The 26,491-nt window shown below is 63.1% G+C and carries 31 protein-coding genes and 1 pseudogene; 18 read left to right on the top strand and 14 right to left on the bottom strand.

Features of this window, described 5'->3' with window-relative positions; genetic code table 11:
- Positions 1 to 690: pseudogene (locus E5W70_RS16030) on the top strand (thioredoxin domain-containing protein); the annotation flags it as partial.
- Positions 691 to 861: 171 nt separating this feature from the next.
- On the opposite strand, the gene rho reads toward E5W70_RS16030, so the two are convergent.
- The 3 genes from rho to hemE all read right to left on the bottom strand — a co-directional run bounded on the left by rho (position 862) and on the right by hemE (position 3,870).
- Positions 862 to 2,127 carry a transcription termination factor Rho gene (rho, locus tag E5W70_RS16025; protein WP_023675925.1) on the bottom strand — a complete coding sequence of 422 codons (1,266 nt, stop codon included), beginning with the start codon at positions 2,125 to 2,127 and terminating at the stop codon, positions 862 to 864.
- A gap of 166 nt (positions 2,128 to 2,293) precedes the next feature.
- Positions 2,294 to 2,791 carry a protoporphyrinogen oxidase HemJ gene (gene hemJ, locus E5W70_RS16020; protein ID WP_292659668.1) on the bottom strand — a complete coding sequence of 166 codons (498 nt, stop codon included), beginning with the start codon at positions 2,789 to 2,791 and terminating at the stop codon, positions 2,294 to 2,296.
- A 50-nt stretch (positions 2,792 to 2,841) separates the two neighbouring features.
- Positions 2,842 to 3,870, bottom strand: a complete 1,029-nt coding sequence (hemE, locus tag E5W70_RS16015; protein WP_292659666.1) for a uroporphyrinogen decarboxylase — start codon at positions 3,868 to 3,870, stop codon at positions 2,842 to 2,844.
- Between the two features lie 401 nt (positions 3,871 to 4,271).
- Between hemE and E5W70_RS16010 the strand changes: the two genes are divergently transcribed.
- From E5W70_RS16010 to dnaQ, 5 genes are all read left to right on the top strand, one after another.
- Complete coding sequence (locus tag E5W70_RS16010; RefSeq protein WP_292659665.1) at positions 4,272 to 5,090, top strand: pyruvate, water dikinase regulatory protein; 819 nt, start codon at positions 4,272 to 4,274, stop codon at positions 5,088 to 5,090.
- Positions 5,091 to 5,261: 171 nt separating this feature from the next.
- Positions 5,262 to 5,861, top strand: coding sequence for a Maf-like protein (locus tag E5W70_RS16005; protein WP_292659663.1), 600 nt, complete (start codon positions 5,262 to 5,264; stop codon positions 5,859 to 5,861).
- Entirely contained in the window at positions 5,854 to 6,696 is an 843-nt protein-coding gene (locus tag E5W70_RS16000) for a shikimate dehydrogenase (protein WP_292659661.1), read from the top strand. Before E5W70_RS16005 ends, E5W70_RS16000 begins: the two co-directional genes overlap by 8 nt.
- Positions 6,693 to 7,295: a dephospho-CoA kinase gene (gene coaE / locus E5W70_RS15995; RefSeq protein WP_292659659.1), complete on the top strand. Its 603-nt coding sequence runs from the start codon at positions 6,693 to 6,695 to the stop codon at positions 7,293 to 7,295. Before E5W70_RS16000 ends, coaE begins: the two co-directional genes overlap by 4 nt.
- Positions 7,296 to 7,380: 85 nt before the next feature.
- Positions 7,381 to 8,100, top strand: coding sequence for a DNA polymerase III subunit epsilon (gene dnaQ, locus E5W70_RS15990; RefSeq protein WP_292659657.1), 720 nt, complete (start codon positions 7,381 to 7,383; stop codon positions 8,098 to 8,100).
- Positions 8,101 to 8,354: 254 nt separating this feature from the next.
- On the opposite strand, the gene secB is transcribed toward dnaQ, so the two are convergent.
- Together secB and E5W70_RS15980 are read right to left on the bottom strand one after the other, a co-directional pair.
- Positions 8,355 to 8,858 (bottom strand): protein-export chaperone SecB, encoded by a 504-nt coding sequence (gene secB, locus E5W70_RS15985; protein WP_292659655.1) that lies wholly within the window; start codon positions 8,856 to 8,858, stop codon positions 8,355 to 8,357.
- Between the two features lie 113 nt (positions 8,859 to 8,971).
- On the bottom strand, positions 8,972 to 9,463 hold the full coding sequence (locus E5W70_RS15980; RefSeq protein WP_292659654.1) for an FxsA family protein: 492 nt from the start codon (positions 9,461 to 9,463) through the stop codon (positions 8,972 to 8,974).
- A gap of 199 nt (positions 9,464 to 9,662) precedes the next feature.
- On the opposite strand from E5W70_RS15980, the gene E5W70_RS15975 reads away from it, so the two are divergent.
- Genes E5W70_RS15975 through E5W70_RS15960 form a run of 4 tightly spaced genes read left to right on the top strand, consistent with a single transcriptional unit; the run spans position 9,663 to position 12,440 of the window.
- Positions 9,663 to 10,370, top strand: a complete 708-nt coding sequence (locus E5W70_RS15975) for a Tim44/TimA family putative adaptor protein (RefSeq protein ID WP_292659652.1) — start codon at positions 9,663 to 9,665, stop codon at positions 10,368 to 10,370.
- A 23-nt stretch (positions 10,371 to 10,393) separates the two neighbouring features.
- Positions 10,394 to 11,500, top strand: coding sequence for a murein transglycosylase A (locus tag E5W70_RS15970; protein ID WP_292659650.1), 1,107 nt, complete (start codon positions 10,394 to 10,396; stop codon positions 11,498 to 11,500).
- Entirely contained in the window at positions 11,497 to 12,033 is a 537-nt protein-coding gene (locus tag E5W70_RS15965) for a Smr/MutS family protein (RefSeq protein ID WP_292659648.1), read from the top strand. The genes E5W70_RS15970 and E5W70_RS15965 overlap by 4 nt, the downstream gene beginning before the upstream one ends.
- A gap of 38 nt (positions 12,034 to 12,071) precedes the next feature.
- The gene (locus tag E5W70_RS15960; protein ID WP_292659646.1) at positions 12,072 to 12,440 is read left to right on the top strand and encodes a helix-turn-helix transcriptional regulator; all 369 of its coding nucleotides are present in this window, start codon (positions 12,072 to 12,074) and stop codon (positions 12,438 to 12,440) included.
- Between the two features lie 9 nt (positions 12,441 to 12,449).
- On the opposite strand, the gene E5W70_RS15955 is transcribed toward E5W70_RS15960, so the two are convergent.
- The 3 genes from E5W70_RS15955 to E5W70_RS15945 form a co-directional block, all read right to left on the bottom strand.
- Positions 12,450 to 13,067, bottom strand: a complete 618-nt coding sequence (locus tag E5W70_RS15955; protein WP_292659644.1) for a transglutaminase-like cysteine peptidase — start codon at positions 13,065 to 13,067, stop codon at positions 12,450 to 12,452.
- Positions 13,068 to 13,279: 212 nt separating this feature from the next.
- Complete coding sequence (locus E5W70_RS15950) at positions 13,280 to 14,557, bottom strand: polyhydroxyalkanoate depolymerase (protein WP_292659642.1); 1,278 nt, start codon at positions 14,555 to 14,557, stop codon at positions 13,280 to 13,282.
- Between the two features lie 246 nt (positions 14,558 to 14,803).
- On the bottom strand, positions 14,804 to 15,163 hold the full coding sequence (locus E5W70_RS15945; protein ID WP_292659640.1) for a septal ring lytic transglycosylase RlpA family protein: 360 nt from the start codon (positions 15,161 to 15,163) through the stop codon (positions 14,804 to 14,806).
- A 305-nt stretch (positions 15,164 to 15,468) separates the two neighbouring features.
- Between E5W70_RS15945 and E5W70_RS15940 the strand changes: the two genes are divergently transcribed.
- Entirely contained in the window at positions 15,469 to 15,654 is a 186-nt protein-coding gene (locus E5W70_RS15940) for a hypothetical protein (RefSeq protein WP_292659638.1), read from the top strand.
- Between the two features lie 24 nt (positions 15,655 to 15,678).
- On the opposite strand, the gene E5W70_RS15935 is transcribed toward E5W70_RS15940, so the two are convergent.
- From E5W70_RS15935 to tauA, 4 genes are all read right to left on the bottom strand, one after another.
- A complete protein-coding gene (locus E5W70_RS15935) occupies positions 15,679 to 15,867 on the bottom strand; it encodes a hypothetical protein (RefSeq protein ID WP_292659637.1) in 189 nt (62 codons plus the stop codon).
- A gap of 6 nt (positions 15,868 to 15,873) precedes the next feature.
- Positions 15,874 to 16,740, bottom strand: coding sequence for an ABC transporter permease subunit (locus E5W70_RS15930; RefSeq protein WP_292659635.1), 867 nt, complete (start codon positions 16,738 to 16,740; stop codon positions 15,874 to 15,876).
- Positions 16,737 to 17,510, bottom strand: coding sequence for a taurine ABC transporter ATP-binding protein (locus tag E5W70_RS15925; protein WP_292659633.1), 774 nt, complete (start codon positions 17,508 to 17,510; stop codon positions 16,737 to 16,739). The genes E5W70_RS15930 and E5W70_RS15925 overlap by 4 nt, the downstream gene beginning before the upstream one ends.
- 112 nt (positions 17,511 to 17,622) lie before the next feature.
- On the bottom strand, positions 17,623 to 18,636 hold the full coding sequence (tauA, locus tag E5W70_RS15920; protein WP_292659631.1) for a taurine ABC transporter substrate-binding protein: 1,014 nt from the start codon (positions 18,634 to 18,636) through the stop codon (positions 17,623 to 17,625).
- 177 nt (positions 18,637 to 18,813) lie between these two features.
- Between tauA and E5W70_RS15915 the strand changes: the two genes are divergently transcribed.
- From E5W70_RS15915 to E5W70_RS15900, 4 genes are all read left to right on the top strand, one after another.
- Positions 18,814 to 19,173, top strand: a complete 360-nt coding sequence (locus E5W70_RS15915; RefSeq protein ID WP_292659630.1) for a hypothetical protein — start codon at positions 18,814 to 18,816, stop codon at positions 19,171 to 19,173.
- Between the two features lie 147 nt (positions 19,174 to 19,320).
- Positions 19,321 to 19,773, top strand: coding sequence for an Rrf2 family transcriptional regulator (locus E5W70_RS15910; RefSeq protein WP_292659628.1), 453 nt, complete (start codon positions 19,321 to 19,323; stop codon positions 19,771 to 19,773).
- A 49-nt stretch (positions 19,774 to 19,822) separates the two neighbouring features.
- Positions 19,823 to 21,169: an FAD/NAD(P)-binding protein gene (locus E5W70_RS15905; RefSeq protein WP_292659626.1), complete on the top strand. Its 1,347-nt coding sequence runs from the start codon at positions 19,823 to 19,825 to the stop codon at positions 21,167 to 21,169.
- 338 nt (positions 21,170 to 21,507) lie between these two features.
- On the top strand, positions 21,508 to 21,861 hold the full coding sequence (locus tag E5W70_RS15900) for a helix-turn-helix domain-containing protein (protein WP_292659625.1): 354 nt from the start codon (positions 21,508 to 21,510) through the stop codon (positions 21,859 to 21,861).
- A 112-nt stretch (positions 21,862 to 21,973) separates the two neighbouring features.
- Here E5W70_RS15900 and E5W70_RS15895 read toward each other — a convergent pair whose 3' ends face one another.
- Together E5W70_RS15895 and E5W70_RS15890 are read right to left on the bottom strand one after the other, a co-directional pair.
- Positions 21,974 to 22,621, bottom strand: coding sequence for a cysteine hydrolase (locus tag E5W70_RS15895; RefSeq protein ID WP_292659623.1), 648 nt, complete (start codon positions 22,619 to 22,621; stop codon positions 21,974 to 21,976).
- Positions 22,618 to 22,947 carry a hypothetical protein gene (locus E5W70_RS15890; protein WP_023718782.1) on the bottom strand — a complete coding sequence of 110 codons (330 nt, stop codon included), beginning with the start codon at positions 22,945 to 22,947 and terminating at the stop codon, positions 22,618 to 22,620. The genes E5W70_RS15895 and E5W70_RS15890 overlap by 4 nt, the downstream gene beginning before the upstream one ends.
- 124 nt (positions 22,948 to 23,071) lie before the next feature.
- Between E5W70_RS15890 and E5W70_RS15885 the strand changes: the two genes are divergently transcribed.
- The 3 genes from E5W70_RS15885 to E5W70_RS15875 all read left to right on the top strand — a co-directional run bounded on the left by E5W70_RS15885 (position 23,072) and on the right by E5W70_RS15875 (position 26,258).
- Positions 23,072 to 23,470, top strand: coding sequence for a RidA family protein (locus E5W70_RS15885; RefSeq protein ID WP_292659619.1), 399 nt, complete (start codon positions 23,072 to 23,074; stop codon positions 23,468 to 23,470).
- A gap of 185 nt (positions 23,471 to 23,655) precedes the next feature.
- Positions 23,656 to 25,080, top strand: a complete 1,425-nt coding sequence (locus E5W70_RS15880) for a pyridoxal-phosphate dependent enzyme (protein WP_292659617.1) — start codon at positions 23,656 to 23,658, stop codon at positions 25,078 to 25,080.
- Complete coding sequence (locus E5W70_RS15875; RefSeq protein WP_292659615.1) at positions 25,077 to 26,258, top strand: cystathionine gamma-synthase; 1,182 nt, start codon at positions 25,077 to 25,079, stop codon at positions 26,256 to 26,258. Before E5W70_RS15880 ends, E5W70_RS15875 begins: the two co-directional genes overlap by 4 nt.
- Positions 26,259 to 26,491: the final 233 nt, after the last annotated feature.

The following is a 26,491-nucleotide window of genomic DNA, read 5'->3' as shown; positions in this document are numbered from 1 at the left end:
CAGCCGCAATTGCGGCAAAGGCCGCTGCCGCATTCGATGCTCGGCGCAAAGAAGCTGTTTCCGGCTCTGTCGAGCGACTATGCCGCCATGGCCAACGCCGCCATCTCACTGTTCGAGGCGACCGGCAATCCCGACTATATCGATCGCGCCGGGAACTTCATTGAGCAACTCGATCTCTGGCACCGGGACAGCGACAAGACCGGCTATTATCTGACCGCATCGGACAGCGCGGATGTGCCGATCCGCATCCGCGGCGATGTCGACGAAGCCATTCCTTCCGCTACCGGCCAGATCATCGAAGCCCTGGTCCGATTGTCGTCGCTTTCGGGCGATCTCGATCTCTGGGAAAAAGCCTGGACAGTCGCAGAGCACGCGGGCGGGCGGGCGGAGCACCAGGGCTATGGCCAGGCGGGTATAGTCAATGCCTGTGCCTTGGCGCTTGAACCGCTGAAACTGGTGATCGTGGATAGACCCGAGAATCCAAGGCTTGTTCCGGTTGCGAATCGAAATCCGGACCCACGTCGGGTGGACATCGTCGTGCCTGTTGGCGCGGCGACAAATCTGGCGGCCTTGCCGGGCGGCGTCCTGCCGCCAACGGCCGAGCCCGGCGCCTGGCTGTGCACGGGGCAGGTCTGCCTGCCGGTGATAATGGAAGCTGAAGAGCTGGAAGGGTCATTGCGGCGAAGATAGGATTCGTCATCCTATGGCGAAGCGACGCAGCGCAGACCGTAGGATCCATGCCGTGACTTTCGCGCGCTGCAACGACGCAGATTCTGCTCCGCTGCTTTCTCCGGTAGAACTCACGGCATGGATCCTCGGGTCAAGCCCGAGGATGACGAAGGCAACGGCCAGCCCGCAACCTTACGTATTCATCGAATCGAAGAAATCCGCGTTGGTCTTGGTCTGCTTGAGCTTGTCGATGAGGAACTCGATGGCGTCGGTCGTTCCCATAGGCGCCAGGATGCGGCGCAGCACGAAGATCTTCTGCAGGTCCTGGCGCGGAACCAGCAGGTCTTCCTTGCGGGTGCCGGACTTGAGGATGTCCATGGCCGGGTAGATGCGCTTGTCCGCCACCTTGCGGTCAAGCACGATTTCCGAATTGCCGGTGCCCTTGAACTCTTCGAAGATGACCTCGTCCATGCGGCTGCCGGTGTCGATCAACGCGGTAGCGATGATGGTCAGCGAGCCGCCTTCCTCGATATTGCGCGCAGCACCGAAGAAGCGCTTCGGCCGCTGCAGCGCGTTGGCGTCGACACCACCGGTCAGCACCTTGCCGGATGACGGCACGACGGTGTTGTAGGCGCGGCCGAGGCGGGTGATCGAATCCAGCAGGATGACGACGTCGCGGCCGTGCTCGACCAGGCGCTTGGCTTTTTCGATGACCATTTCGGCAACCTGGACGTGGCGCACCGCCGGCTCGTCGAAGGTCGAGGAGACGACCTCGCCCTTCACCGAGCGCTGCATGTCGGTAACTTCCTCCGGCCGCTCGTCGATCAGAAGCACGATCAGGTAGCATTCCGGATGGTTGGTGGTAATCGAATGGGCGATGTTCTGCAGCAGCACCGTCTTGCCGGTGCGCGGCTGCGCCACGATCAGCGCGCGCTGGCCCTTGCCGAGCGGTGCCACCAGGTCGATGACGCGCGCCGAAATATCCTTGGAGGTCGGAACCTCCATCTCCATCTTCAGCCGCGAGGTCGGATACAGCGGCGTCAGATTGTCGAAATGGATCTTGTGGCGGATTTTTTCCGGGTCGTCGAAATTGATCGTGTTGACCTTGAGCAGCGCAAAATACCGCTCGCCCTCTTTCGGGCTGCGGATCGGGCCTTCGACCGTATCGCCGGTCTTCAGTGAGAACCGCCGGATCTGTGATGGTGAAATATAGATGTCGTCAGGGCCTGGCAGGTAGTTGGCATTGGCCGAGCGCAGGAAGCCAAAACCATCCTGCAGAACTTCAACGACGCCGTCGCCGATGATCTCGATATCCTGGGTCGCCAGCCTCTTCAGGATCGCGAACATCAGCTCCTGCTTGCGCATGACGCTGGCGTTCTCGACCTCGAGCGATTCCGCATAAGCGATCAGCTCTGGTGGCTTCTTGTTCTTGAACTCTGTGAGTTTCATTTCTTGCATCATTAGACGGACTCTGAGTAAGCTTTGGGAAAAATATCGGCGGGATGCGACAAATGCCGGGCGCGGCCGAAGCGATAAATGGGCGGCGCATGACGGGAAGGAAGACCCGTCTTTTATCGTCGGTCGGTTGAAAGAGCAAGCCGCCTTTTGCGGGCAACCGAAGACGTCAGAACGGTTTCACGACAACCAGGACGACGATGACGATCATCAGCAATGTAGGGATCTCATTGACGATCCGCCAGTGCCTTGCCGATTTTTCATTGCGGTCTTCTGCAAATTTCCGGACGGCGCCGGCGAGATAGCCATGCACGGCCGACAGACCAACCACCGCAGCGATCTTGGCATGCAGCCAGCCGCCCTGAAAACCAAAGCCTTTCCAGGCGAGCCACAGGCCGAATGCCCAGGTGATCACCATTGCCGGATTGATGATGCCGCGCAGCAGGCGGCGCTCCATCACCTTGAAGGTCTCCGACTGGACGGAGCCTTTTTCGGCACCGGCATGATAAACCAGCAAGCGCGGCAGATAGAGCATGCCCGCCATCCAGGAGATGACGGCAATCACATGGATCGCCTTCGCCCAGGGATAGAAATCATCGGGCCCGAAGAGAAACAGCAGCCCGGCCAGCACAAGGAAGATGGCGATCGCAATTGCTGCGCGGCGCATCGCCCCTCGACCGCTATTGGCGCTGCTGTTCGTATTGCCTGCGCCCATCGTTACGACGCGCTCCGCACCAGTTTCACCATCTGCTCGACATGCGCGAGCGGCGTCTCCGGTGTGATGCCGTGGCCGAGGTTGAAGATCAGCGGCCCGTCGCCCAGCGCCTTCAGGATCGCCGCTACGCCGTCGGCAAGCGCCTTGCCGCCGGCTACCAGCCGCAGCGGATCGAGATTGCCCTGCACGGCGCCGTCACGCTGCAATTCCTTCGCGGTCGACAATGGCACGGTCCAGTCGAGACCCAGCCCGGTCACGCCGGTCTTCTGGCGATAGCTCCGGTAGTGATCGCCGGCACCCTTGGGAAAGCCGATGATCGGAACGTTGGGATGGGCGGCCTTCACTTGCCGGACGATCTCGGCCACCGGCTCGACGCAGAACAATTCGAAAGACGCTTCGTCGAGCACGCCGGACCACGAATCAAAGATCTGCACCACGTCGGCGCCGGCTTCGACCTGCCGGATCAGATAGGCAGCCGAATGATCGGCGAGCACCTTCAGCAGCCGAAGAAAGGCCGCCGGCTCGCGATAGGCGAACAGTCTGGCCGGCGACTGGTCGGGCGTGCCATGGCCGGCGATCATATAGGTCGCCACCGTCCAGGGCGCACCGCAGAAGCCGATCAGCGTCGTTTCATCAGGCAGTCTGGCGCGCAATCGCCGCACCGTCTCGTAGACCGGCTCGAGATTCACGTGAAACGTTTCGCCGTCGAGAGCCGCAATTTCCGCAGCCGTGATCGGCGTCAGCAGCGGGCCGCGTCCTTCCTCGAAGCGCACGTCGCGGCCGAGCGCATGCGGCACCACAAGGATATCGGAAAACAGGATGGATGCGTCGAAGCCGAAGCGTTCGATCGGCTGCAGCGTCACTTCGACGGCGAGATCCGGATCGTAGCAAAGATCGAGGAACGATCCTGCCCGTCTCCTCGTCTCCCGGTATTCCGGCAGATAGCGGCCAGCCTGGCGCATCATCCAGAGCGGCGGCGGAAACGCCGCCTTGCCTCTCAACACGTCCAGCACGATCCGGTCTTGAGGCATTGAGCGCTCGCCTTTCCAGGCTTCCCTATAATTAAATATTCTATTTTTAGGAATCTTATGATTCTAAGAGTCTGTTGGTTGTGGTGGTTGTCTCCTGTCCCGCTTTGCCCTCGAAAAGACCAGCCAGCATATTGTCGCGCGCTTCTCCAAAGGGATTGCAGGACTTTGTGGAAAGTCGGGAATTTACGACTGGAGTCAATGCGTTGCCGCCAGGCCAGGGAAATTGCCCCTGTGGATGACGCGAAGGCAAGAAGCTCCGTCCCCGGACTTGTCCCCAACCGCCTGGAGAAGCCGACAGCACATCGAATTGTGGACAAACCGGCATCTGATACAGTCGCTTCGCGGTGGCCGAGTTTTCCGCCCGGCTTATCCACATCGGCCCACAGCCTGGAATGTATCCTGTGAACAAACCGCAGAGCTTCTTTCACCTTCACCTGATTTCCGACGCCACCGGCGAGACGCTGCTGGCCGCCGGCCGCGCGGCTTCCGCGCAATACAAGGACGCGCGCGCCATCGAACATATCTACCCGCTCATCCGCACCGAAAAGCAGGTGACGAAGGTGTTCGAGGACATCGAAGAGGAGCCGGGCATCATCCTCTACACGGTGGTCGACCAGAAGCTTGCCCGCGGCATCGACGAACGCTGCGCGGCGATGGGCCTACCTTGCGTCTCGGTCCTGGAGCCGGTGCTGACGGTGTTCCAGTCCTATCTCGGCACGCCGGCCGGCCGCCGCGTCGGCGCCCAGCATGTGCTGGACGCTGAATATTTTCGCCGCATCGACGCGCTCAATTTCACCATGGAGCATGATGACGGCCAGCTGCCGGCCAATATGGACGATGCCGACATCGTGCTTGTCGGTATCTCCCGCACCTCAAAGACGCCGACCAGCATCTATCTCGCCAATCGCGGCATCAAGACCGCCAACATTCCGATCGTGCTCGGCGTGCCGGTGCCCGAAAGCCTGGTCGATGCCAGGAGGCCGCTGATCGTCGGCCTGGTCGCCACCGCCGAACGCATCTCACAAGTCCGGCAGAACCGCATTCTCGGCACCAGCGCCTATGAGCCGACCGACTATGTCGACCGCGCCGCGATCGCAGAAGAGCTCGCCTACGCCCGCCAGATATGCACGCGGCATGGCTGGCCGATGATCGACGTCAGCCGCCGTTCGATCGAGGAGACCGCGGCGGCGATCGTTGCCCTGCGCGGCAAGACGCGGTAGGGCATGTCGATATTCAGGTGATGCCGGCCTGCGAACGGCGGTTTCCTGCGCTTCCGGTACTCACGGACCCAAATGTCCGCTCCGTTCCGGTTCTCGGAACCCACCATTCTCGACTCGGCCTGATCTGAATCTCGACACACCCTAGCGAGCGCCAGGAAACGGGCGAAAAAAATGGCCGAAAAAATCATCCTTGCCTCGGGCAGTCCGTTCCGCAAGGCGCTGCTCGTCAATGCCGGCGTCACGGTCGAAGCGGTTCCGGCTTCCGTCGACGAACGCGCGCTCGAGGCGCCGCTGCAGAATAGTGGCGTGTCGCCGGAGGACGTCGCCCTGGTGCTCGCCGAAGCCAAGGCCACCGACGTCAGCGAGCGCAAGCCCGGCGCCCTGGTGCTCGGCTGCGACCAGACGCTGTCGCTCGGCGACGAGCTGTTCCACAAGCCGGCCGACATGGAAGGGGCGCGCCGTCATCTGCTGGCGCTGTCCGGCAAGACGCATCATCTCAACAGCGCCGTGGTGCTGGCCCGTGACGGCCAGGTTCTGTGGCGGCATGTCGGCATCGCCAGCCTGACCATGCGCAAGCTCGATCCGGCCTTCATCGGCCGCCATCTGGCGCGCGTCGGCGCCAAGGCGTTGTCCAGCGTCGGCGCCTACCAGATCGAAGGCGAGGGCATCGAGCTATTCGAAAAAATCGAAGGCGACTATTTTACCATTGTCGGCCTGCCGCTTTTGCTGGTGCTGGCCAAACTGCGCGAGCTTGGGGCGATCGATGGCTGAGGCCTCGAAAAAGGCGTTTGTCACCGGCCACCCGATCGACCATTCCAGGTCACCGAAGATCCACGGCTACTGGCTGGCGAAATACGGCGTCGACGGCGTCTACGAGGCCATCGACGTTGCACCGGAGGCGTTTGCCGAATTCCTGCAGACGCTGCAGGCACAAGGCTATCGCGGCGGCAACGTCACCATCCCGCACAAGGAAGCCGCCTTCGCATTGGCGGCGCGCCGCGACGACGCGGCCGAACAGATCGGTGCGGTCAATACACTGTGGTTCGAGGATGGCGAATTGTGCGGCGGCAATACCGATGCGCATGGCTTTGCCGCCAATCTGGACGAGTATGCACCGGGCTGGGCGGCCAACGGCCCCGCCGTGGTGCTCGGCGCCGGCGGCGCCGCTCGCGCGGTTATTCATGCGCTGAAGCAACGCGGCGTCAGCGACATCCGCATCGTCAACCGAACGCTTGCGAGGGCGCAGGAGCTGCGCGACCGCTCCGGTGCAGGCGTCTCCGCACACAACATCGCGGCGACCGGCGAATTGCTCGAGGATGCCGGCCTGCTGATCAACACGTCTGCGCTCGGCATGCATGGCAATGAAGGCCTGTCCGCCGATCCGGGCAGACTGCCGGACCGCGCCATCGTCACCGACATTGTCTACGTGCCGCTGGAGACGCCGCTGCTTGCCGCGGCCAAAGCGCGCGGCCTGAGGACCGTCGATGGGCTCGGCATGCTGCTGCACCAGGCGGTGCCCGGCTTCGAGCGCTGGTTCGGCACCAAGCCACAGGTCACCACCGAATTGCGCCAGCTGATCATTGCCGATATCGGTGCGATAAAATGATCGTGCTCGGCCTCACCGGATCGATCGGCATGGGCAAGTCGACCACGGCCAAGATGTTTGCCGAAGCCGGCGTGCCGGTCCATGATTCCGACGAAGCGGTGCATCGGCTTTATGCCGGCAAGGCCGCGCCCTTGATCGAGGCGGCCTTTCCCGAGACCACCAGATCCGGTGCGGTCGACCGCGCGGCACTGGCGGAGCGGGTGCTCGGCGACGCCGCCGCGCTGAAACGGCTGGAAGCTATCATCCATCCGCTGGTCCGTGCCGATGCCGATGCGTTCCTGGCTGAAAATCGTGCCGCCGGCGCGCCGCTTGCCGTGCTCGACATACCGCTGCTGTTCGAGACCGGCGGCCGCAACCGCGTCGACAAGGTCGTGGTCGTCACCGCGCCGCCCGAGATCCAGCAGGCCCGCGTGCTGGCGCGGCCGGGCATGAACGAGGAGAAACTGGCGTCGATCCTGGCCAGGCAGGTTCCTGACGCCGAAAAGCGCCGTCGCGCAGACTTCGTCATCGACACCGGTCAAGGCTTTGACGCCGCTCGCGCGGCCGTCAAGGCCATCATCGCCGAACTAGTCGTGGATAAGGCAGCCAGGCCTGGTTAAGAGGCTTGCAGCCCACATTACCTGTTGCCATTTTGTTCCGGGTGTGATTCGGCTAGAATGAAGTCGGAACCAGTGGACTGATTCGATGCGTGAGATCATCTTCGATACGGAAACCACCGGCCTCGACACGCGCGAGGACCGCGTCATCGAGCTTGGCGGCGTCGAGTTGGTCAACCGCTTCCCGACCGGCCGAACTTTCCACAAATATATCAACCCGCAAGGCCGCCAGATCCATCACGAGGCGCAGGCCGTGCACGGCATCAGCGCCGCCGATCTTCAGGGCAAGCCGACTTTCATGGAGATCGCCGAGGAGTTCCTCACCTTCATCGACGGCGCCAAGCTGGTCGCGCACAATGCCGGCTTCGACATCGGCTTCCTCAATCTCGAATTCGGCCGGCTTGGCCATCCGGCCATCGATCCGGGACGGATCGTCGACACGCTGGCGCTGGCGCGCCGCAAGCATCCGATGGGCCCCAATTCGCTCGACGCGCTCTGCCGCCGCTATGGCATCGACAACGGCCGCCGCACCAAGCACGGCGCGCTGCTCGATTCGGAATTGCTGGCCGAGGTCTATATCGAGCTTATCGGCGGCAAGCAGGCCAGCCTCATCCTCGACAGCATCATGGCGCCGGCGGGCGGCAGGCAGAATGTCGACGACATCGATATTTCGATCGGTGTGCGGCCGATCGCCTTGCCCCCGCGCCTGACCGATGCCGAGCGCACCGCGCATGCGGGCATGGTTGGCAGCCTCGGCGAAAAAGCGCTTTGGTTGCGCGTCGCCCCGGAAGCGAGTTCCGCGGCATAGTGATTTTGACGGTAGCGTTCGTTCGCGCCCCCCTCTGTCCTGCTGGACATCTCCCCCTCTTGGGGGGAGATTGGATTTCACACCGGCTTTCGCCAATTACCAACGTTGCAGGAATATACGGAGCGCTGAAGCTGCCGATCTCCCCCCAAGAGGGGGAGATGTCCGGCAGGACAGAGGGGGGCGCTGCCCCGCCGGCGTCTCAAACAAAAAACCCGGCGCGAGGCCGGGTTTTCCAGAACTTCACAACAGCAGGTTCAGCTCACCTTGACCTTGGCGGCGGCAGCCTGGTCCTCGGCCAGCTTCTGCTGGAACATCTGCGCGAAATCGATCGGGTCTAGCATCAGCGGCGGGAAGCCGCCATTGCGTGTTGCCTCGGCAATGATCTGCCGGGCGAACGGGAACAGCAGCCGTGGGCATTCGATGAACAGGATCGGCAGCATGTGCTCCTGCGGGAAGCCGCTGATGGCAAAGACGCCCCCATAGACCAGCTCGACATTGAACAGCACTTCCTGGTCGAACGACGCCTTGGCGTTCAGCGTCAAATTGACGTCGAACTGCTTGTCCGAAAGCGGGTTGGCGTTGACGTTGACGTTGATGGCGATGCCGGGAGCCTTGTCGCGGCCGCGCAGCGAGTTCGGTGCGCCGGGGCTTTCGAAGGACAGGTCCTTCACATATTGCGCAAGCACGTTGAGCGAAGGCTGCGCCGCATTTCCATTACCGTTGGCTGCGCCGGTCGGCGCGTCGTCGTTGCTGGCCATAAGCTGTGGTCCTTTTGCCTGGGCAGCGTTGCTGACCGGATTGAAATTCGGGCGTTCGCTATCATGGCCGGCACGACAAGACAAGTTTGCAAAAGACGCCGGTTGCCTTGCGGCTACTCGTCCTTGAGGCGGCGCCAGGGAGAATCCGGTCCGCGCGTATGGTCGTCGGCGCGCGAATAGTCGCCGTCGTCGAGATCGATGGTCTTGCCGCGTTGCCTTGCCCGCAAACCACCGCCGAAATCGGTTGCCAGCACGATGCGGCCTTTCAGCATCCGCCAGGCAAGATCGCGCACTGGCGGCAGGAACAGCAGAATGCCGAAAATATCCGAGATGAAGCCGGGGATAATCAAAAGGATCGCGGCCAGCACGATCATGGCGCCATGCGCAAGCTGGCCGCTCGGATCACGCCCGGCATCCATTTCGGCACGCACCCTGGCCATGACGCCAAAACCCTGGTGCCGCAGCAGCAAGGCGCCGGCGACGCTCGAGGCCAGCACCAAGCCGACTGTCGCCAGCGCGCCGACCTGGCGGCCGACAATAACGAAACCGGCTATCTCCAGCAGCGGAAGCGCGAGAACAAACAGGGGAAACAGCGAGATACGCAAATCTTGACCGATCGTTTCGATGTTTTGCCGGCCGGCGAGCAATCGCCGCTGGCACCAGAGCTGTTAGATAGGTATGGCTGCCTTTGATTTGAATGATTGCGCCATGCGTTCTATATGCTTTGGATACTGAACGCTATGTGATCGCGGCCCCTTGCTTGGCCGCTGGTCCGGCCAAAGCAGGGATTGATTGGCGCAAGATATGGGCTTCTTCGACTTCGGCACGATTTTCTTTCTGATTGCGGCGGTGGTGATCTTCTTCCAGCTGCGCAACGTGCTTGGCCGACGCACGGGCAACGAGCGCCCGCCCTTCGATCCATATACGGCAGCGCGCAAAAACGACAAGGATGCCGCCCAGAAACCCGAGAATGTGGTTTCGCTGCCGCGCAAGCGGCTGGCGGGAGAGCCGGCCGCCGACACCTATGTGGCGATCGATGCATTTGCCAAGCCCGACACCGATCTCAACCGGGGCCTGCGGGCGATCAAGGACAATGATCCGACCTTCGACCCGAAGACCTTCGTCGACGGCGCCAAGATGGCTTATGAGATGATCGTCATGGCCTACGCCGATGGCGACCGCAAAACCTTGAAGAACCTTTTGTCGCGCGAGGTCTATGACGGCTTCGTCGCAGCCATCGGCGACCGCGAGGCGAAAGCCGAAAAGATCCAGTCCTCCTTCGTCGGCATCGACAAGGCCGACATCGTTTCGGCCGAAATGAAGGGCAGCGAGGCGCACATCACGCTGCGCATCGTCAGCGAACTGATTTCAGCGACCCGCGACAAGGCCGGCGCCGTCATCGACGGCGATCCGGAGACCGTCGCCGAGGTCAAGGACGTCTGGACCTTCGCCCGCGACGCGCGCTCGCGCGATCCGAACTGGAAGCTCGTCGCCACCGAAGAAGAAGACTGAACTGGACGGCGGCGGGGGCTGTCGTGTCGCTCTCTAGAGCCTTCAGCGAAAAATCCTTTGGCGAATTGCCGGGCTGGGGCGAGGACGACCATCTCCTTGCCTTTGACGCCTTTCGCCGCTCGGCCTTCCATATCCTGACCAAACCCTACCGCTCCGGCGCGCTCGGCGTCGATTACAATGGCTTTGCCGATGCCTATGCCGAAGCGCGTACCGTTTCGCCGGCGAATCGGGTTGAGGCCCGAAGCTTTTTCGAGCGCCATTTCGTTCCGGCCCGTATCGATGCCGAAGATGGTGGTCCCGGCCTGGTCACCGGCTTTTATGAGCCGAAGGTCGAAGCCTCGCCCGTGCGCACGCGACGATTTTCGGTGCCGTTGCTGGCCCGCCCGGCCGACCTTGTCGACGTCGACGACGGCAATCGTCCTTCCGGCTTGGATCCTTATCTCGCCTTCGCTCGTGCGGCGCCGAACGGCCCGGTCGAATATTTCGACCGCGGCGAGATCGAACGCGGCGCGCTTGCCGGAAAAGGGCTGGAAATCGCCTGGCTCGCCGACAAGGTCGACGCCTTCTTCATTCACGTGCAGGGCGCGGCACGGCTCAACATGACCGACGGCAGGCTTCGCCGCATCACCTATGCCGCCAAATCCGGCCAGCGCTTTACCGGACCGGGCAAGATCCTGAGCGAGGAAGGCGAGATCCCGCTGGAGAAAGTGACGATGCAGTCGATCCGTGCCTGGTTCAAGGCGCATCCGGAACGCCTCGACGAGATCCTTTGGCGCAACCGCTCCTACATCTTCTTCCGCGAGATGGGCGTCGACGACCCAGACCTCGGCCCGATCGCTGCCGCCAAGGTGCCACTGACACCCGGCCGCTCGATCGCCGTCGACCGGCTGCTGCACACGTTCGGCACGCCCTTCCATATCGATGCACCGTCGCTGACCGCCTTCGACGGAAAACCGTTCCGGCGGCTGATGATCGCACAGGACACCGGCTCGGCGATCAACGGGCCGGCCCGCGGTGATCTGTTTGCCGGGTCGGGCGATGCGGCCGGCGAGATCGCCGGCGTCGTCCGCAACGCCGCCGATTTTTATGCGCTGATCCCCCGGTCGCTGGTTTCAGGAGCAGGCCGATGACCCGGCGCATCGACAGGCTGAGCGAGGACGACCGGGTGCTGTGGAACCTGGTGGCGCACACGGCAAAACCGCTGAAGGGCAGAACCGCCGTCGAAATTCCACACGCCGGGCCGGAGATCGACGAGACCAGGCAGGCGCCGCCGCCGGCACAGGTCGCGGGCAATGCTGCCACGGCCGCAAAGCCGAAGGCGCAGCATGTCTTTCACGCACTCGACGAACCGACGCTGGACAAGCTGTCGAAGGGCCGGCTGCCGATCGAGGGCCGCGTCGACCTGCATGGCCTGACCCAGGACGAAGCCTATTCGCTGCTGTTTTCCTTTCTGCGCCGGGCGCATGCCGGCGGCATCCGCTACGTCCTGGTGATCACCGGCAAGGGCTCCTCGTCGGGCGGTGATGGCGTCTTGCGGCGCGCCGTGCCGTCATGGCTGTCGACACCCGCCTTCCGGCCCCTCGTCTCCAGCCACGACCATGCCGCCCGCAACCATGGCGGCTCGGGCGCGCTCTATGTCCGCTTGCGGCGTGCGCGCTCATGAGAATGTGCCCATGAGGATGTGCCCATGAGGATGTGCTTGTGACTCCGTTCGGCGAAAGGCTCAGGGTGCTGCGAAACGAGCGCGGCGTCAGCCAGAAGGACATGGCCAAGGCGATCGGCGTCAGCGCAGCCTATCTCTCGGCGCTGGAGCACGGCCGCCGCGGTGCGCCGAGCTGGACGCTGATCCAGAAGATCATCGGCTATTTCAACATCATTTGGGACGACGCCGAGGAACTGGCGCGATTGGCCGAAACCTCGCATCCGCGTGTCAAGCTCGACACGTCGGGCCTTAGTCCGGCGGCGACCGAGCTTGCGAATCTCCTGGCCGACAACATCGAAAAGCTCGACGAAGTGGAGCTTCGCCGCATCATTGCGTCGATCCGCGCCGCGCTGAACCGGCCGAAATGAGTTGCTTTGTTACTGGACCGAGCCGACCAGAACCTGCTGGCCGCCGCGGATCGAGACCCAGCGGCCGGTATTGTCGATCGCCTGCCGCTTGAGGAAACGATAGCCGGTCTGGTCCCAGGAACGGACCTGGTCGGTCAGATTGTCGAGGATGTAGTCGCCCTTGTCGGTGCGCACCGTCAGCACAGCGTGGCCCTCGCCATCCGGCTTGCGGACGACTGTCATCAGCAGATCTGCAAACGAGACGCCCAGCCGGTTCAGCTCACGGCGCTTTTCCAGGACATAGTCCTCGCAATCGCCAACGCCCTTGTCGGGATAGGCCCAGACCTCGTCCTTGCCGTAGATGTCGAAGTCGCTCTCCGGCTTGACGGCGGCGTTGACCTTTGTCGTGACGCTGAGCAGCTTGCGCCACAGCGAGCCGGTCAGGCTGGCGGGCGACAGATCCTTCGGGCGGATCGAGCATTCGGACGCGTAGCTCTTGCAGAAATCATAATGGCCGATCGGCTGCGAGGTCGGGCCACCTGTTATCATCGGGCTGGCTGCCGAGGCCGAACTGGCCCAACCTGCCGCCACAGTAAGTCCAGCCAGCGCGCACAGGCGCAGCGTTCTCGCCATTGGTGAGGAAATCATTGTCCCCGCTTGTCCCTTGTTATTAACGAAACGTTAAGGGGTATTTACAGTCCGTGTCAATTATGAGGATGGATTGATTTTTGCGGCATGGTTACCCGCGTGGCGCCAACGCGACTATTGTGCAACAGGTCGACCGGCCGCACGGCCCCGCCAACCGATGATTTTGGCATTGACCGACCTGATGCGGATTGACGGGCATCATCACTGGTCGCCTATTTCTTGCCGGTCCTGACCAGCTTGGGCTTCACCGCAACACGATTCTGACGGCCGTAGCTGGTAATGAAATCGACGATGCGCGGCACGATTTCGGAGCGGAAGCGCGAGCCGTTGAACACACCATAGTGGCCGACCGCCGGCTGCATGTAATGGGCGTGCCTGTCGGCCGGGATATTGATGCAAAGATCGTGCGCGGCCTTGGTCTGGCCGAGGCCGGAGATATCGTCGTTCTCGCCCTCGACCGTGAACAGGGCGACATTGCGGATCGCCGACGGGTCGACCGCCACGCCGCGATGCGTCATCGTGCCCTTGGGCAAGGCCTGGCGGACAAAGACGGTGTCGACGGTCTGCAGGTAGAATTCCGCCGTCAGATCCATCACCGCCAGATATTCGTCGTAGAACTCGCGGTGCTTCTCGGCATTGTCGCCGTCATGCTTCACCAGATGCATGAAGAAGTCCTTGTGGGCGATGATGTGGCGGTCGAGGTTCATGCTCATGAACCCCGAAAGCTGCAGGAAGCCGGGATAAACCTCGCGGCCGAAGCCCGGCACCGGCCAGGGCGCGCGCATGATGACATTATCGCGGAACCAGTCGATGTCCTTTTCCTGGGCCAGCAGATTGACCGCCGTCGGGCTCCGGCGGGTGTCGATCGGGCCGCCCATTAGCGTCATCGTCGAGGGCACGAACGGATCACCCTTGGCTTCCATCAGTGCCACCGCAGCTAGCACCGGCACCGAAGGCTGGCACACCGCCATCACATGGGAGTCGGGACCCAGCGCATGCAGCATGTCGACGATGTAGTCGATATAGTCGTCAAGATCGAAGCTGCCGTCGGCCAGCGGCACCATGCGGGCGTCGACCCAGTCGGTGATATGCACGTCGGCATAGGGCAGCATCGCCTCCACCGTGCCGCGCAGCAGCGTCGCGTAGTGGCCCGACATCGGCGCGACGATCAACAGCTTCGGATCCGGCCGGCGACCAGCAGGAACTGCGCGCTCGAAACGAACCAGGTTGCAGAACGGCCGCGACCAGACGGTGCGTTCGCTGACCTCGACGTTTTTCCAGTCGACCACGGTCTTGGTCAGGCCGAATTGCGGCTTGCCGTAGCGGCGCGTCGTGCGCTCGAACAGTTCGGCCGTTGCCGCAACCGAGCGGCCCCAGGACGTGTGTGAGACCGGATTGAGCGGATTGGAGTAGAACAGGCGCACCGCATCGGCATAGAGGCGCGCCGGCTGCAAGGCGGCGTGGTTCAGTTCGTAGAGCTGGTAGAACATCGAGAACCCCGCTGCCGACTGCGATCGAAGGGCCGACGAGCAGCGCCGAGCCTTGAATGCCTTGCGGGGAAGTTAGCAACAATCTGCTGCGATGCAATACGTCAACTTGCGTGATTTATGCTCGTTCTTTCGTCCAAGGCGTTGAGAATCCGCCTAGAACGGCAACAGCCGGCTCAATGTGCACCTGCGAAGGCTATCGGCACGATCGTTGGACGAGGTGTCCGGCCGCGGCGACGCGCCGAGCAGTTAGACCCGCGCCATGCAGACAGCGGTATGGCCCGAGCTGATGAAGCCGAGCTGGCTGGCGGCGCCCTTCGACAGATCGAGCATCCGGCCCCTGATAAACGGGCCGCGGTCGTTGATGCGCACGACGACGCTGCGGCCATTGTTGCGGTTGGTCACCTTCAGCTTGGTGCCGAACGGCAGGCTGCGATGCGCTGCGGTCAGCGCCGACGGGTTCATGCGCTCGCCAGAAGCGGTTCTGGAATGCAGTGAGTACCAGGAGGCACGGCCGCATTGGGCGGCGGCGCTGGCACTGGATGCGCCGACCATCAGGCCAGCCGCGATCATGGCCGCGACAAGCGCGGTCTGGTTGCTTTTGTTCATGTGTTGGGGACTGGCTCCGTTGACAGACCCGCAGCGGTTAGGGACGAATGAGGCAGCAAATGCGGCAATGATCTGTCGGTTCCATGGCAATGTTACACGTTTGGAGTCGGCGCGAAACAATTTGTCAGAGACTTTCCGCAGAGCGGCACAGCTTCCTTGATGATCTTTGCACCGATCTCCGCATGTCTTGCGCAGGATCGGAGGTTAGCATCTAAGTAGAAGTTGGTGTAATCGAGCGGCTTCTTTTCGCTGTTCCATTCCGGCCGGAGCCGGGCTGATGATCGACTTGGAAAGGAGTTTCAGCAATGAGATTGATCAAAAATCTGCTGGCCTTGATTGTGCTCGCCATCGGCATGCTGTGGACGTTGCAAGGCATCGGCTTCATCCGCGGCAGCTTCATGACCGGCCAGTCGCAATGGCTGTATGTCGGCATCGTGACGGTGCTGGTCGGCTTGGGCGGCCTGGCCTGGGCAAACCGCTCGCGCATTTGAACGGGCATCGATCGTGGCGGCCGGTCACCGCGACCAGTACTGCCAGCCCCAGTAGAAACTTTCGTCGCGCGGCGGCAGGCGGTTGCACTCCGCGTCCAGCTGCACGGGCGTCGGCGTTTTGCGTTCGCCGTCAGGCGGCTGTTTGTCCCCGGCCTTGATCAGGCGGAGCCAATGGCCGAAATGCGCAAACAATACAGTGATGGAATGGGGCATCGTCGGTCACTCCCGACCTGCCCACGGGACGAGCACCCGCTCGATCCTGCGGATGATGAATTCAAGCACGAAGGCAATGGCCGCGATCACCAGTATGCCCATCACCACCACGTCGGTGACGAGGAACTGGGCAGCGGACTGGATCATGAAGCCGAGCCCGCGCGTCGCTGCCACCAGCTCGGCGGCAACCAGCGTCGACCAGCCGGCGCCAAGCGCGATGCGCAGACCGGTCAGGATCGAGGGCAGCGCGCTGGGCAGGATCACGTGCCTGATCACTTGGCGCCGCGTGGCGCCAAGCGCGCGTGCCGCATTGATGCGTTCCTGCGAGACGCCGCGAACACCCGATGCCGTCGACAGCGCAACCGGCGCCAGCATGGCAATGGCAATCACCAGTATTTTGGACGGCTCGCCAATGCCGAACCAGATAATGATCAGTGGCAGATAGGCGAGCGGCGGGATCGGCCGCAGGAATTCGAGCAGCGGGTCGAAGATGCCGCGCCCCATAGTGCTGATGCCGATAGCCAGCCCGATGGGAACGCCGACGACAAGGGCGACGATCAACGCCGCAAACACGCGCCACAGGCTGGCGGCAATATGCTGGAGCAGCGTCGCGTCGACAAAGCCGTCACGGGCGACGACAACAAATTTGTCCCAGACTGCCACAGCCGACGGCAGGAAAACCGGCGACACCAATTGCAGGCGGGCCGAGGCCGTCCACGCCGCCAGCACCATCAGAATGGTGATCGCGCTGACCATGCGGGCCGAAACGCGGCTGCGTCTCGGCCGCGACCGCGACCATGGCACCGACAGCGCATCGGCTCCGTCGTCGACCTTGGAGCGCTGCGGCCGCTCGGTATAGGAGGTAACGGTCATGCTCCCTCCCCTTCGAAGATCGCGTCGGTCAGCTCGCCGCGCGCCGCGGCGAAGGCGGGATCGGCCTTGATGCTGCGAATGGCCTCGCCGGCTGCATAGCGCCGGCTGAAGCCGGCCTCGAAACTCCGCACCACCCGCCCCGGCCCCGGAGCGAGCACAATGATATGGGTTGCCAGCACCAGCGCTTCCTCGATGCCGTGCGTGACCATCAGCACGCCGACCTGGCTTGCCGTCCACAGATCGAGCAGCGTTGTCTGCATGCGTTCGCGTGTCAGCGCGTCGAGTGCGCCCAGCGGTTCGTCGAGCAGCAGGAATTGCGGCTCGGCCCCCAGCGCCCTTGCCAGGCCGACCCGCTGGCGCATGCCGCCGGAAAGCTCCCAGATGCGCTTATCGCCGGCGCGGTCGAGCTTCACCAGCGCCAGAAGGTTGTCCGCAGTCCGCGCCCGTTCGGCTGCCCTGACACCGCGCAGCCTGAGAGCAAAGGCGACATTTTCCCTCGCGGTCAGCCACGGAAACAGTGCGTCGTTCTGGAACACGACGGCGCGGTCCGAGCCTGGCGCCGTGATCGGCCTGCCGCCTATCGTGGCGCGTCCACGCACAGGCTCGACCAGGCCCGCAGCGACATTGAGCAGCGAGGTCTTGCCGCAGCCGGAGCGGCCGACCAGGACAACGAAATCATCCTTGGCGATGTCAATCGACACGCGTTCGACGGCCGGCGCCGGCTGGCCGTCATAATGAATCGAGACTTGGTCGAGCACGAGATGCGTCATGTGGGGTCGCCGATATTGTGAATCTGCCTGCCCCGAAGCCGTTCCTCGTCAGCGGCTCCGGGGCAGGCAACGCGCGCGTCAGGGAAGGGAGGACGCGCGTATTGAGCCGCCGCTAATTCGAGGCCAGCGCCTCGCCGACATATTTCGACGACACGTATTTCGAATAATCCGGCAACACGGCGTCGATCTTGCCCTGCTCCTTGAGGAAGGCCGATGTCGCCTCGACCGCCTTGACCGTGCCGCCACCGAGGAACTTGTCCGAGGCCTGCTCCTCGAGCGTCGGGAAGACATAGCCCCTCAGCAGTTGCGGCACGTCTTCGAGCTTGGCCCCGGTGATCCTTGCGATCTTGGCCGCTTGCGGCGAGGACACCGACCATTGATCCGGCTTGGCCAGGAAGTCGGCATAGGCAGCGCCCGTCACTTTGACGAAGTCGCGCACCGCTTCCGGGTTCCTTTCAGCGAAGTCGGTGCGCACGATCCAGGCGTCGAAGGTCGGCGCGCCCCAGGCGGCGACCTGGGAGGAATCCAGCACGACCTTGCCCCTCGTCTTGATCTGGCCGAGTGCCGGATCCCAGACATAGGCGGCGTCGATGTCGCCGCGCGCCCATGCCGCCGCGATCTCCGGTGGCCGCAGATTGAGAATATCGACCGACTTCGGGTCGACACCCTCATGCTTCAGCGCGGCAAGCAGGCTGTAATGCGTCGTCGAAACGAAGGGCACCGCCACCTTCTTGCCGGCAAGGTCGGCGGCCTTCTCGATGCCGGCGCCGTTGCGGGCGACAAGGGCCTCGGATTCGCCGATCAGCCCGACAATGAAGATTGTCTGGATTGGAAGCTCGCGGCTCGCCGCCGCTGCCAGCGGGCTTGAGCCGACATAACCGATGTCGACCGAACCGGAAGCGATGGCGGCGATCACGTCGGCACCGGAATCGAATTTCCGCCAGTCGATTGCTGCCTTGGTCGCGCTCTCATAGGCGCCGTCGGCCTGCGGCACCTTCGAGGGTTCGACGACCGTCTGGTAGCCGATAGTGATCTTGAGGTCCTGCGCATCGGCTGGGCCGAGAAAGGCGGCACCAGCCAAGGCCGCCGAGGACAAGAGAACGATACGTCGCGAAATGGTGGACATGAAAGGCTCCTTGGAATTGAGAAAAACCCGGATTGCGTTTCATAGTCACCTAACTCTATCGTTCTTGTAGAGTTAAATCCTTCCAATCAGTTCGGTCTTGTTAGAAAAAGTCATCTGGCTATGGCAGTTGCCCATTCGCACGCTTCTGGGTGATGGCCAGGGTGAGAACGATCGTCCTTGCCCGGGCACCTCTTCCACGTCGTCCATGCGCGCAACAAGGATTTCCCGTTTTCGCGCCTGCATCGGCAAACCCGTGCTGTGGATAGCCAAGAAATTGGAAACGAGTTCCCTGTGTTCGCGGTTAAGTCTAGTATCCTTATCGACATTGAAGGATTGGAGAGGACGATGAGCGACGCCACCCTCCTTGTTGCCGCGCGCGGCATGCTTTGGCCTTCAAATTCAGGGGCAGAAGCTGCTGTCGGTATTCTCGCCGGTCGGGACATTCCTGCCGCCAGCCAGTTTGCCGGTATGCCATTGGCGGCGGCTCCTGTGCTCGCAAGGGCACAAGCCCCGGCTAAAATGGCTACTGCGGCTTGAAAACGAAGCAAAATCAACGTTTCTCGGCTTGTATATCATGTCACTAGAATTTATCTGTAGTGACAGCTTGGACGCGGCGGGGAGGCACGCCAGGCGTTTCGCAACCGGTGGCCTTGCGCCATCGCATGACAGAGAAACGTTCGGGTTATGCTCACGAAAAAAGGTAAATACGGCCTCAAGGCGCTCGTCCATCTGGCGCGCCTGCCGGTTGGACAGCTCGCCTTCGTCAACGACATCGCCACTGGAAACAATATTCCGAAGAAGTTCCTCGATGCCATCCTTGGCGAATTGCGCAATGCCGGGTTCGTCCAGAGCCGCAAGGGCAAGGACGGCGGCTATCGGCTGGCGCGCCCAGCGGACGAGATCAAGGTCGGCCACGTCGTGCGCGTGCTCGACGGGCCGCTTGCCCCCATTCCCTGCGCCAGCCGCACCCAGTATCAGCGCTGCGAAGATTGCAACGAGGCGACATGCCAAGTCCGACATCTGATGCTGGAGGTCCGGCAGGCCATCGCCGAGGTGCTGGATCAGCGCAGCCTCGCCGAAATGCGCGATATCGCCGGCGACGCGGACCTCTCGGCGGCGTTGAAAATCCAGGCCTGAACCACTCTCCCCTGAGCCGGCGACGATCGCCAGGACAGCTGGTGTGCGCATGACCGGGCGCGCTACGCCAAGTTCCATCATCATTGTCGGTGGTGGCGCCAGCGGCGTCGTGCTTGCCGCGCATCTGCTGAAGTCGCCCAATCCCGATCTCCGCGTCAGTCTGATCGAAAAACGCCCGCATTTCGGACAGGGAATGGCCTATTCAACGCTGCTGTCGGCGCATGTGCTGAATGTCAGCGCGGCGGGCATGAGCGCCTATGCCGACGATCCCGGCAATTTCTCGCGCTGGCTGCTTGAACGCGGCCTGGCAACGCCGGAACAGGCCCCGGTCTATGCATCGCGCAGCGTCTATGCCCGCTACCTCAAGGAGCTGCTCGACGAGATCGAGGCGCGCGAACAGCAAACCGGGCGCCTGCGCCTGATCCGCGAGGAGAGCCTGTCGATCTCGCCGACCGCGTCAGGCGTCGAAGTGGCGCTGGCCAACGGCACCAGCGTGGTTGCGCACCTTGCCGTGCTGGCGACAGGCCATGACGAGGAGCCGGGCGCCGGTCAGGGCCACGCGATCAGGATGGGCTCGGAGGCCGACACCGCGCTCGACCCCGAAGCCCGAGTCCTGGTGCTGGGCACCGGTCTGAGCATGGTCGATGCCTTCCTGTCGCTCGAGCAGCGCGGCCACCGCGGCGAGATCGTCGCGGTGTCTCGGCGCGGCCTGCTGCCCTCGCCGCATCGCAAGGGCAATCCCATCAAGCTCGACGTCGCCGATATCCCGCTCGGCACCCAGCTTTCCTATTTCGTTGGCTGGTTCCGCGACCTGATCCGGGAAAACCAGAAGGCCGGCATCGACTGGCGCGACGTGGTCGACGGTCTGAGACCCTTCAACCAGAAGATCTGGCAGAACTGGCCGTCCTCGGCCAAGCGCCGCTTCGTCGAACATACCAAGGCGTGGTGGGACATCCACCGCCATCGCATGGCGCCTGAAGTCTACGCCCGCGTTGCCGAGGCGGTGCAAGCGGGCCGCATCCGCCTTGTCGCCGGGCGCGTCGTTGACATCGCCGCCGGCGACGGCTTCAGCGTCCAGGTCCAGTCGCGCCACACGCAGCAGCTCGAAAGGTTCGGCGTCGTGCGCATCTATGATTGCACAGGCATCGCCAGGGACATCTCGACCACCTCGAACAGCGTGGTACGGTCGCTGGTCGGCCGTGGGCTGGCAAGGCCGGATCCGCTGCGGCTCGGCCTCGATGTAACCGCCAACTGCGAGGTCATCGCCAGCGACGGCACTGTATCGGCCAAGATCCTCGCCGTCGGGCCACTGACGCGCGGCACTTTCTTCGAAATCGACGCCATTCCCGATATTCGCGTACAGTGCGCACGGCTCAGCAAGCGATTGCTCGGATGAGGATCTAGTTGTCTTGACGCAATTCCGGATGCAACACCGCCGCCGTTGGGTGAAAAGACCTCGACCGCATAGCCGCGCTCGGTGAAGGCGAACCAGGGGTGCGTGAGCTCGCTCCACCAGAAGCCGACCGGCCAACCCGTGGTGGTCGAGACAGCCGGGTGGCGATGACGATCGCCACACGTTTCGGCTGTTTCGCATTGACCGGATTGGCGTCGCGTACGCTCATCTTCGTTCTCCTCCATGGATTTTGTAGCCGGCGAGGCCGTGAGCCGCGACCCTGGCCAGATGACCGGGCAAATTCTGCTTCCACCGCCACCGTGCCTTGCCTACCATGGCGCATGACCCAACGCGGAAGAATCTACGGCTGCCCGGTCGAGTTCGCGCTCGACGCGCTCGGCGGCAAATGGAAGACAGTGATCCTGGCGCGCATCAAGGAACAGCCGATGCGCTATTCCGAACTGCGCCGGCTGATCCCCTCGCTCTCCGACAAGATGCTGACCCAGAGGCTGGCCGAGCTTGTCGAGATCGGCTTCGTCACGCTCGAGACGTCGCCCGACGGCAAGGGGCGCTACGCCTTGACCAGACGCGGCGGTGATCTCGCCGCTGCGCTCCAGGCACTCTATGACTGGGGCAGCGTGCATGGCCGCGCCGAGGGTGTGCGTTTTCGCACCGACAGCGCAGCCATCACCTAGATCAATTCCGGGAAAAGCGCGGTTTTTTCATCTGCAATTGCCTGAAAACAAAGGCATAGAGCGGTTCGGCGTTCCCGTGAAATGGTGGGTCGCGCCGGCAAGCCGACTGCCCTCAACCCGCGCCGGCCAGCGCGCTGCAGAAGCTTGCGACATCGGTGACGACGGCTTCGCCGAGGAAGCGTAGCGTCGCCATCGAGCGATCGCGCGCTTCGCGGTTGCCGAAGCCACAGGCGTCCTCGATTACCACGGCGACAAAGCCATTGTCGGTCGCCTGGCGAACGGTCGGCTCGATGCCGATCTCCATGGCGATGCCAGCGAGCGCTACCGCGCGCACGCCGCAATCGCGCAAGGCAAAGCCGAGCGCGGTGGAATCGAAGGCCGACATCGTGAGCTTGTCGAACACCGCCTCGTCGTCGCGGGGTTCGAGCTCGGGCACGATCCGCGTCGCTTCGGCGTCGCGCGGGAACCACGGCTCAACCATGTCGGGGCTGTCGCGCCGCTGCCAGGCCATGGCGGTGCGCAGCTGCGTCGCGCCCATCCATTTGCGCGGCAGCGACAGATGGCGCGTGAACGCCACCCGCATTCCGGCCACGCGCGCCGCTTCCAGCACCGTGCCGGTGCGCTCGACGATGGTGGCGGCGCCGGCCACCTGGCGGCAGATGCCGACCTGCATGTCGTAGACCACCAACGCCGTCCGGCGCGGATCGCACCACTCAGCCAGGTTGGTCGGGATTTCAACCCCGTCGCTCGCCCGGATCATGCCGCCGTCCGGTCCCACGGCTTGGCGATATCGACGGTCGGGTCGAACAGGAATTCCAGCGGCAATGGCGCGTCGAAGGCGATGAAGTGCCATTCCAGCAGCCCGGCCTTGGACAGCGGGAAGTCCTCGGTGTAGCGCCGCGCTTCCGCGACGCTGTCGAGCTCGAAGACGATGATGACGCCGCCAATATCGCCGCGCGCATAATTCTCGCGCACGATCCCCGCCTTCCAGAGCCGCCAGACGTTCGACACTTCGTCGCGCAGATAAGGCCGCAGGTCGTCGAGCGTGACGCCGGGCTTGAAATTGTCATAGGCAAGAATCTTCATCGGCCGTTTCCTTGCATTGCTGTTCGCCCAACGTCGGCTAGCATGGCGGAATCGGCGGCTGCAACGAACGAGATGGTGCGTTGAAACGGCCGCAGGGTATTTTTTGCTGAGGAGGAAAAGCGCGGTGACCATCGAAAGACTGAACCCCGAGGGCATGCACAGCAATCCGGCCTATTCGCAAGGCGTGTCGTTGCCGGCATCCGCGCGCATCGTGCTGGTCGGCGGCCAGAATGGCGTCGACGCGCAAGGCCGGATCGTCGCCAGGGACGATCTCGCTGCGCAGACCGCTCAGGCGCTTTCCAACCTGGCAAAGGTGCTCGAAGCCGGTAGGGCAAAGCCTGAAGACCCCGTCAGCCTCTCGGTCTATATCGCCGGCGACCTGAACATAGGGCCGGCCTTCGGCGCCTGGATGGCCTTCTGGGCAAACCGTGGCGCGCCGCCGATCATCAAGGTGCTGCGCGTCGCCGGCCTCGGCAATCCGGATTTTCTGATCGAGATCGAAGCCCAGGCGGCGATCGCCTGAGCCCTAAACAGGTTCTGCAAATCTTTTGCCCTGCCTGGAGCCGGCGAAGCTGTCGCGAAATTTCATTCCCCTGCTGGCGGTCGGATTGGCACGATCTATCTTCTTTCCAACTGCAAACGGCTGGAAAAGACGGTAGGTTGCCGTCTTCCAGGGCGGTTGCTCATTCTGGCAACGGAGCATCTGACATGAGCAAGCACAAGATCGTGGCACCGGACGATGCATCGTCCCGCCTGCGCCCGCCCTATGCCTCGGTTCTCGACCTGATCGGGCAGACGCCGGTCGTCGAGCTGACCAAATTCGACATCGGCAAGTGCCGGCTGTTCATCAAGCTCGAAAGCCAGAATCCCGGTGGCTCGATCAAGGACCGCATCGCGCTGTCGATGATTGCCGCCGCCGAAAAACAGGGCAGACTGAAGCCCGGCGGCACCATCGTCGAGGCGACCGCCGGCAATACCGGTCTTGGTCTCGCCCAGGTCGGCATCCCCAAGGGCTACCGCATCATTCTGGTCGTGCCCGACAAGATGTCGCGCGAAAAGATCCAGCATCTGCGCGCGCTCGGCGCCGAAGTACGCATGACGCGTTCCGACGTCGGCAAGGGTCACGCCGAATATTACCAGGACATGGCCGAAAAGATCGCCGCCGAGCTGCCCGGCGCCTTCTATGCCAACCAGTTTGCCAACCCGGCCAATCCGCACGCCCACGAAACCACGACCGGGCCGGAAATCTTCCAGCAGCTCGGAGGCGATGTCGATGCGGTGGTCGTCGGCGTCGGCTCCGGCGGGACGCTGACCGGGCTCGGCCGCTACTTTGCGAAAGTCTCGCCGAAGACCGAGATGATTTTGGCCGATCCGGTCGGCTCGGTGCTGGCACCGTTGATCAAGACCGGCAAGATGGTAGAGGCCGGAAGCTGGACCGTTGAAGGCATCGGCGAGGATTTCGTGCCGCCCAATGCCGATCTGTCGCTGGTGAGGAAGGCCTATTCCATCCCCGACAAGCAGAGCATGCTTGCGGTGCGCGACCTGCTTTCGAAGGAAGGCATTCTCGCCGGCTCGTCGTCCGGTACGCTGCTTTCGGCAGCGCTTCGCTATTGCCGCGAGCAGACCGTGCCGAAGCGCGTCGTTACCTTCGTCTGCGACAGCGGCAACAAGTACCTGTCGAAAGTCTTCGACGATTTCTGGCTGGTCGAGCAGGGCCTGGCCGAGCAGGAGCAGCATGGCGATCTGCGCGACCTGGTTATGCGCACGCTCCGCACCGGCGATGTCGTGTCCGTAGGCCCCGGCGAAAGCCTGCTCAACGCCTATGGCCGCATGCGCCGCTCGGATGTCTCGCAGCTGCCGGTGCTGGACGAGGGCAAGCTCGTCGGCATCATCGACGAAAGCGATATCCTCGCCAAGGTCGAAGGCCCCTATGACAGCCGCTGGGACCGCTTCAAGGCCCCGGTTAGTACGGCGATGACCACCAATCTGCACACGCTGCAGGCCAGCCAGACGCTGGATGCGCTGCTGCCGGTGTTCGACCGCAACGAGGTCGCCATCGTCTTCGATGGCGACGAATTCATCGGCCTGATAACCCGCATCGACCTGATCAACCATCTGAGGCGCGCCCGATGACCGTCAAAGCCACCGTATCGGGCAAAAACCGCCTCGCCTTCTCGACGCGCACCATCCATGGCGGCCAGAGCCACGACCCGACGACGGGCGCGGTGATGGTACCGATCTATGCCACCTCGACCTACGGCCAGCAGAGCCCGGGCGTGCACAAGGGTTTTGAATATGCCCGCAGCCAGAACCCGACCCGCTTCGCCTTCGAGCGCGCGGTGGCCGACCTCGAAAGCGGCACCAATGCGTTTGCCTTCGCTTCCGGTCTGGCGGCGATCGCCACCATCTTCGAACTGCTCGATTCAGGCGCGCATATCGTCGCCACCGACGACATCTATGGCGGCACGTTCCGATTGCTCGAGCGGGTGCGCAAGCGCTCGGCCAACCTCCAGGTCGACTTCGTCGACTTCACCGATCTTGCCGCGGTCGAGGCGGCAATCCGCCCGGAGACCAAGCTGCTCTGGGTCGAGACGCCGACCAATCCGCTGCTGCGCGTCGTCGATCTCGAAGGCGTCGCGGCGCTGGCCAGGCGCAAGGGCGTGCTGTCGGTTGCCGACAACACTTTCTGCAGCCCCTATCTGCAGCGGCCGCTGGAGCTCGGCATCGATATCGTTGTTCACTCGACGACGAAATACCTCAACGGCCATTCCGACATGGTCGGGGGCGTCGCCGTGGTCGGCGACAACAAGGATCTCACTGAGCGGCTAAAATTTCTGCAGAACGCCATCGGTGCCATTTCCGGGCCGTTCGACAGTTTCCTGGCGCTGCGCGGACTGAAGACGCTGGCGCTCAGAATGGAGCGTCATTCGTCGAACGGCCAGAAGATCGCGCACTGGCTGGAGAGCCGCCCCGACATACGTCGCGTCATCTATCCGGGTCTGCCCAGCCATCCGCAGCACGCCATCGCCAGGCGGCAGATGCACGCCTTCGGCGGCATGATCACCGTCGAGCTCGACCGCGACCTCGCCGGCACCAAGCGCTTCCTCGAACACACGCAACTGTTCACGCTGGCCGAAAGCCTCGGCGGCGTCGAAAGCCTGATCGAGCACCCGGCGCTGATGACGCACGGCTCGATCCCGGCGAAAAAACGCGCCGAGATCGGGATATCCGATTCGCTGGTGCGCTTGTCGGCGGGGATCGAGGATGGCGACGATCTGATCGCGGATCTGGACCAAGCGCTGGCGAGCTGAGGGGGAGCAGTCGTGTCGGAGGACTCGTGCTGAGACGGACAATTGTCAATGTCGGCGCCGCCCCTCACCTGCCTGCCGGCATCCTCTCCCCGTATAGCGACGGGGAGAGGGACGTCTTTGCCTGTGGTTTCGCGAGTCTTCTGCGCAGCAGAACTAGCGCCGAGGTCGCGACGGCCCCTTTCTCCCCGTCACTATACGGGGAGAAATGCCCGGCAGGGCAATGAGGGGCGGCG

Source organism: Mesorhizobium sp. (assembly GCF_005063415.1).
Taxonomy (GTDB): Bacteria; Pseudomonadota; Alphaproteobacteria; order Rhizobiales; family Rhizobiaceae; genus Mesorhizobium.
Note: the sequence above shows the minus strand (reverse complement) of the source record. Positions and strands in the feature narration are given on the sequence as shown.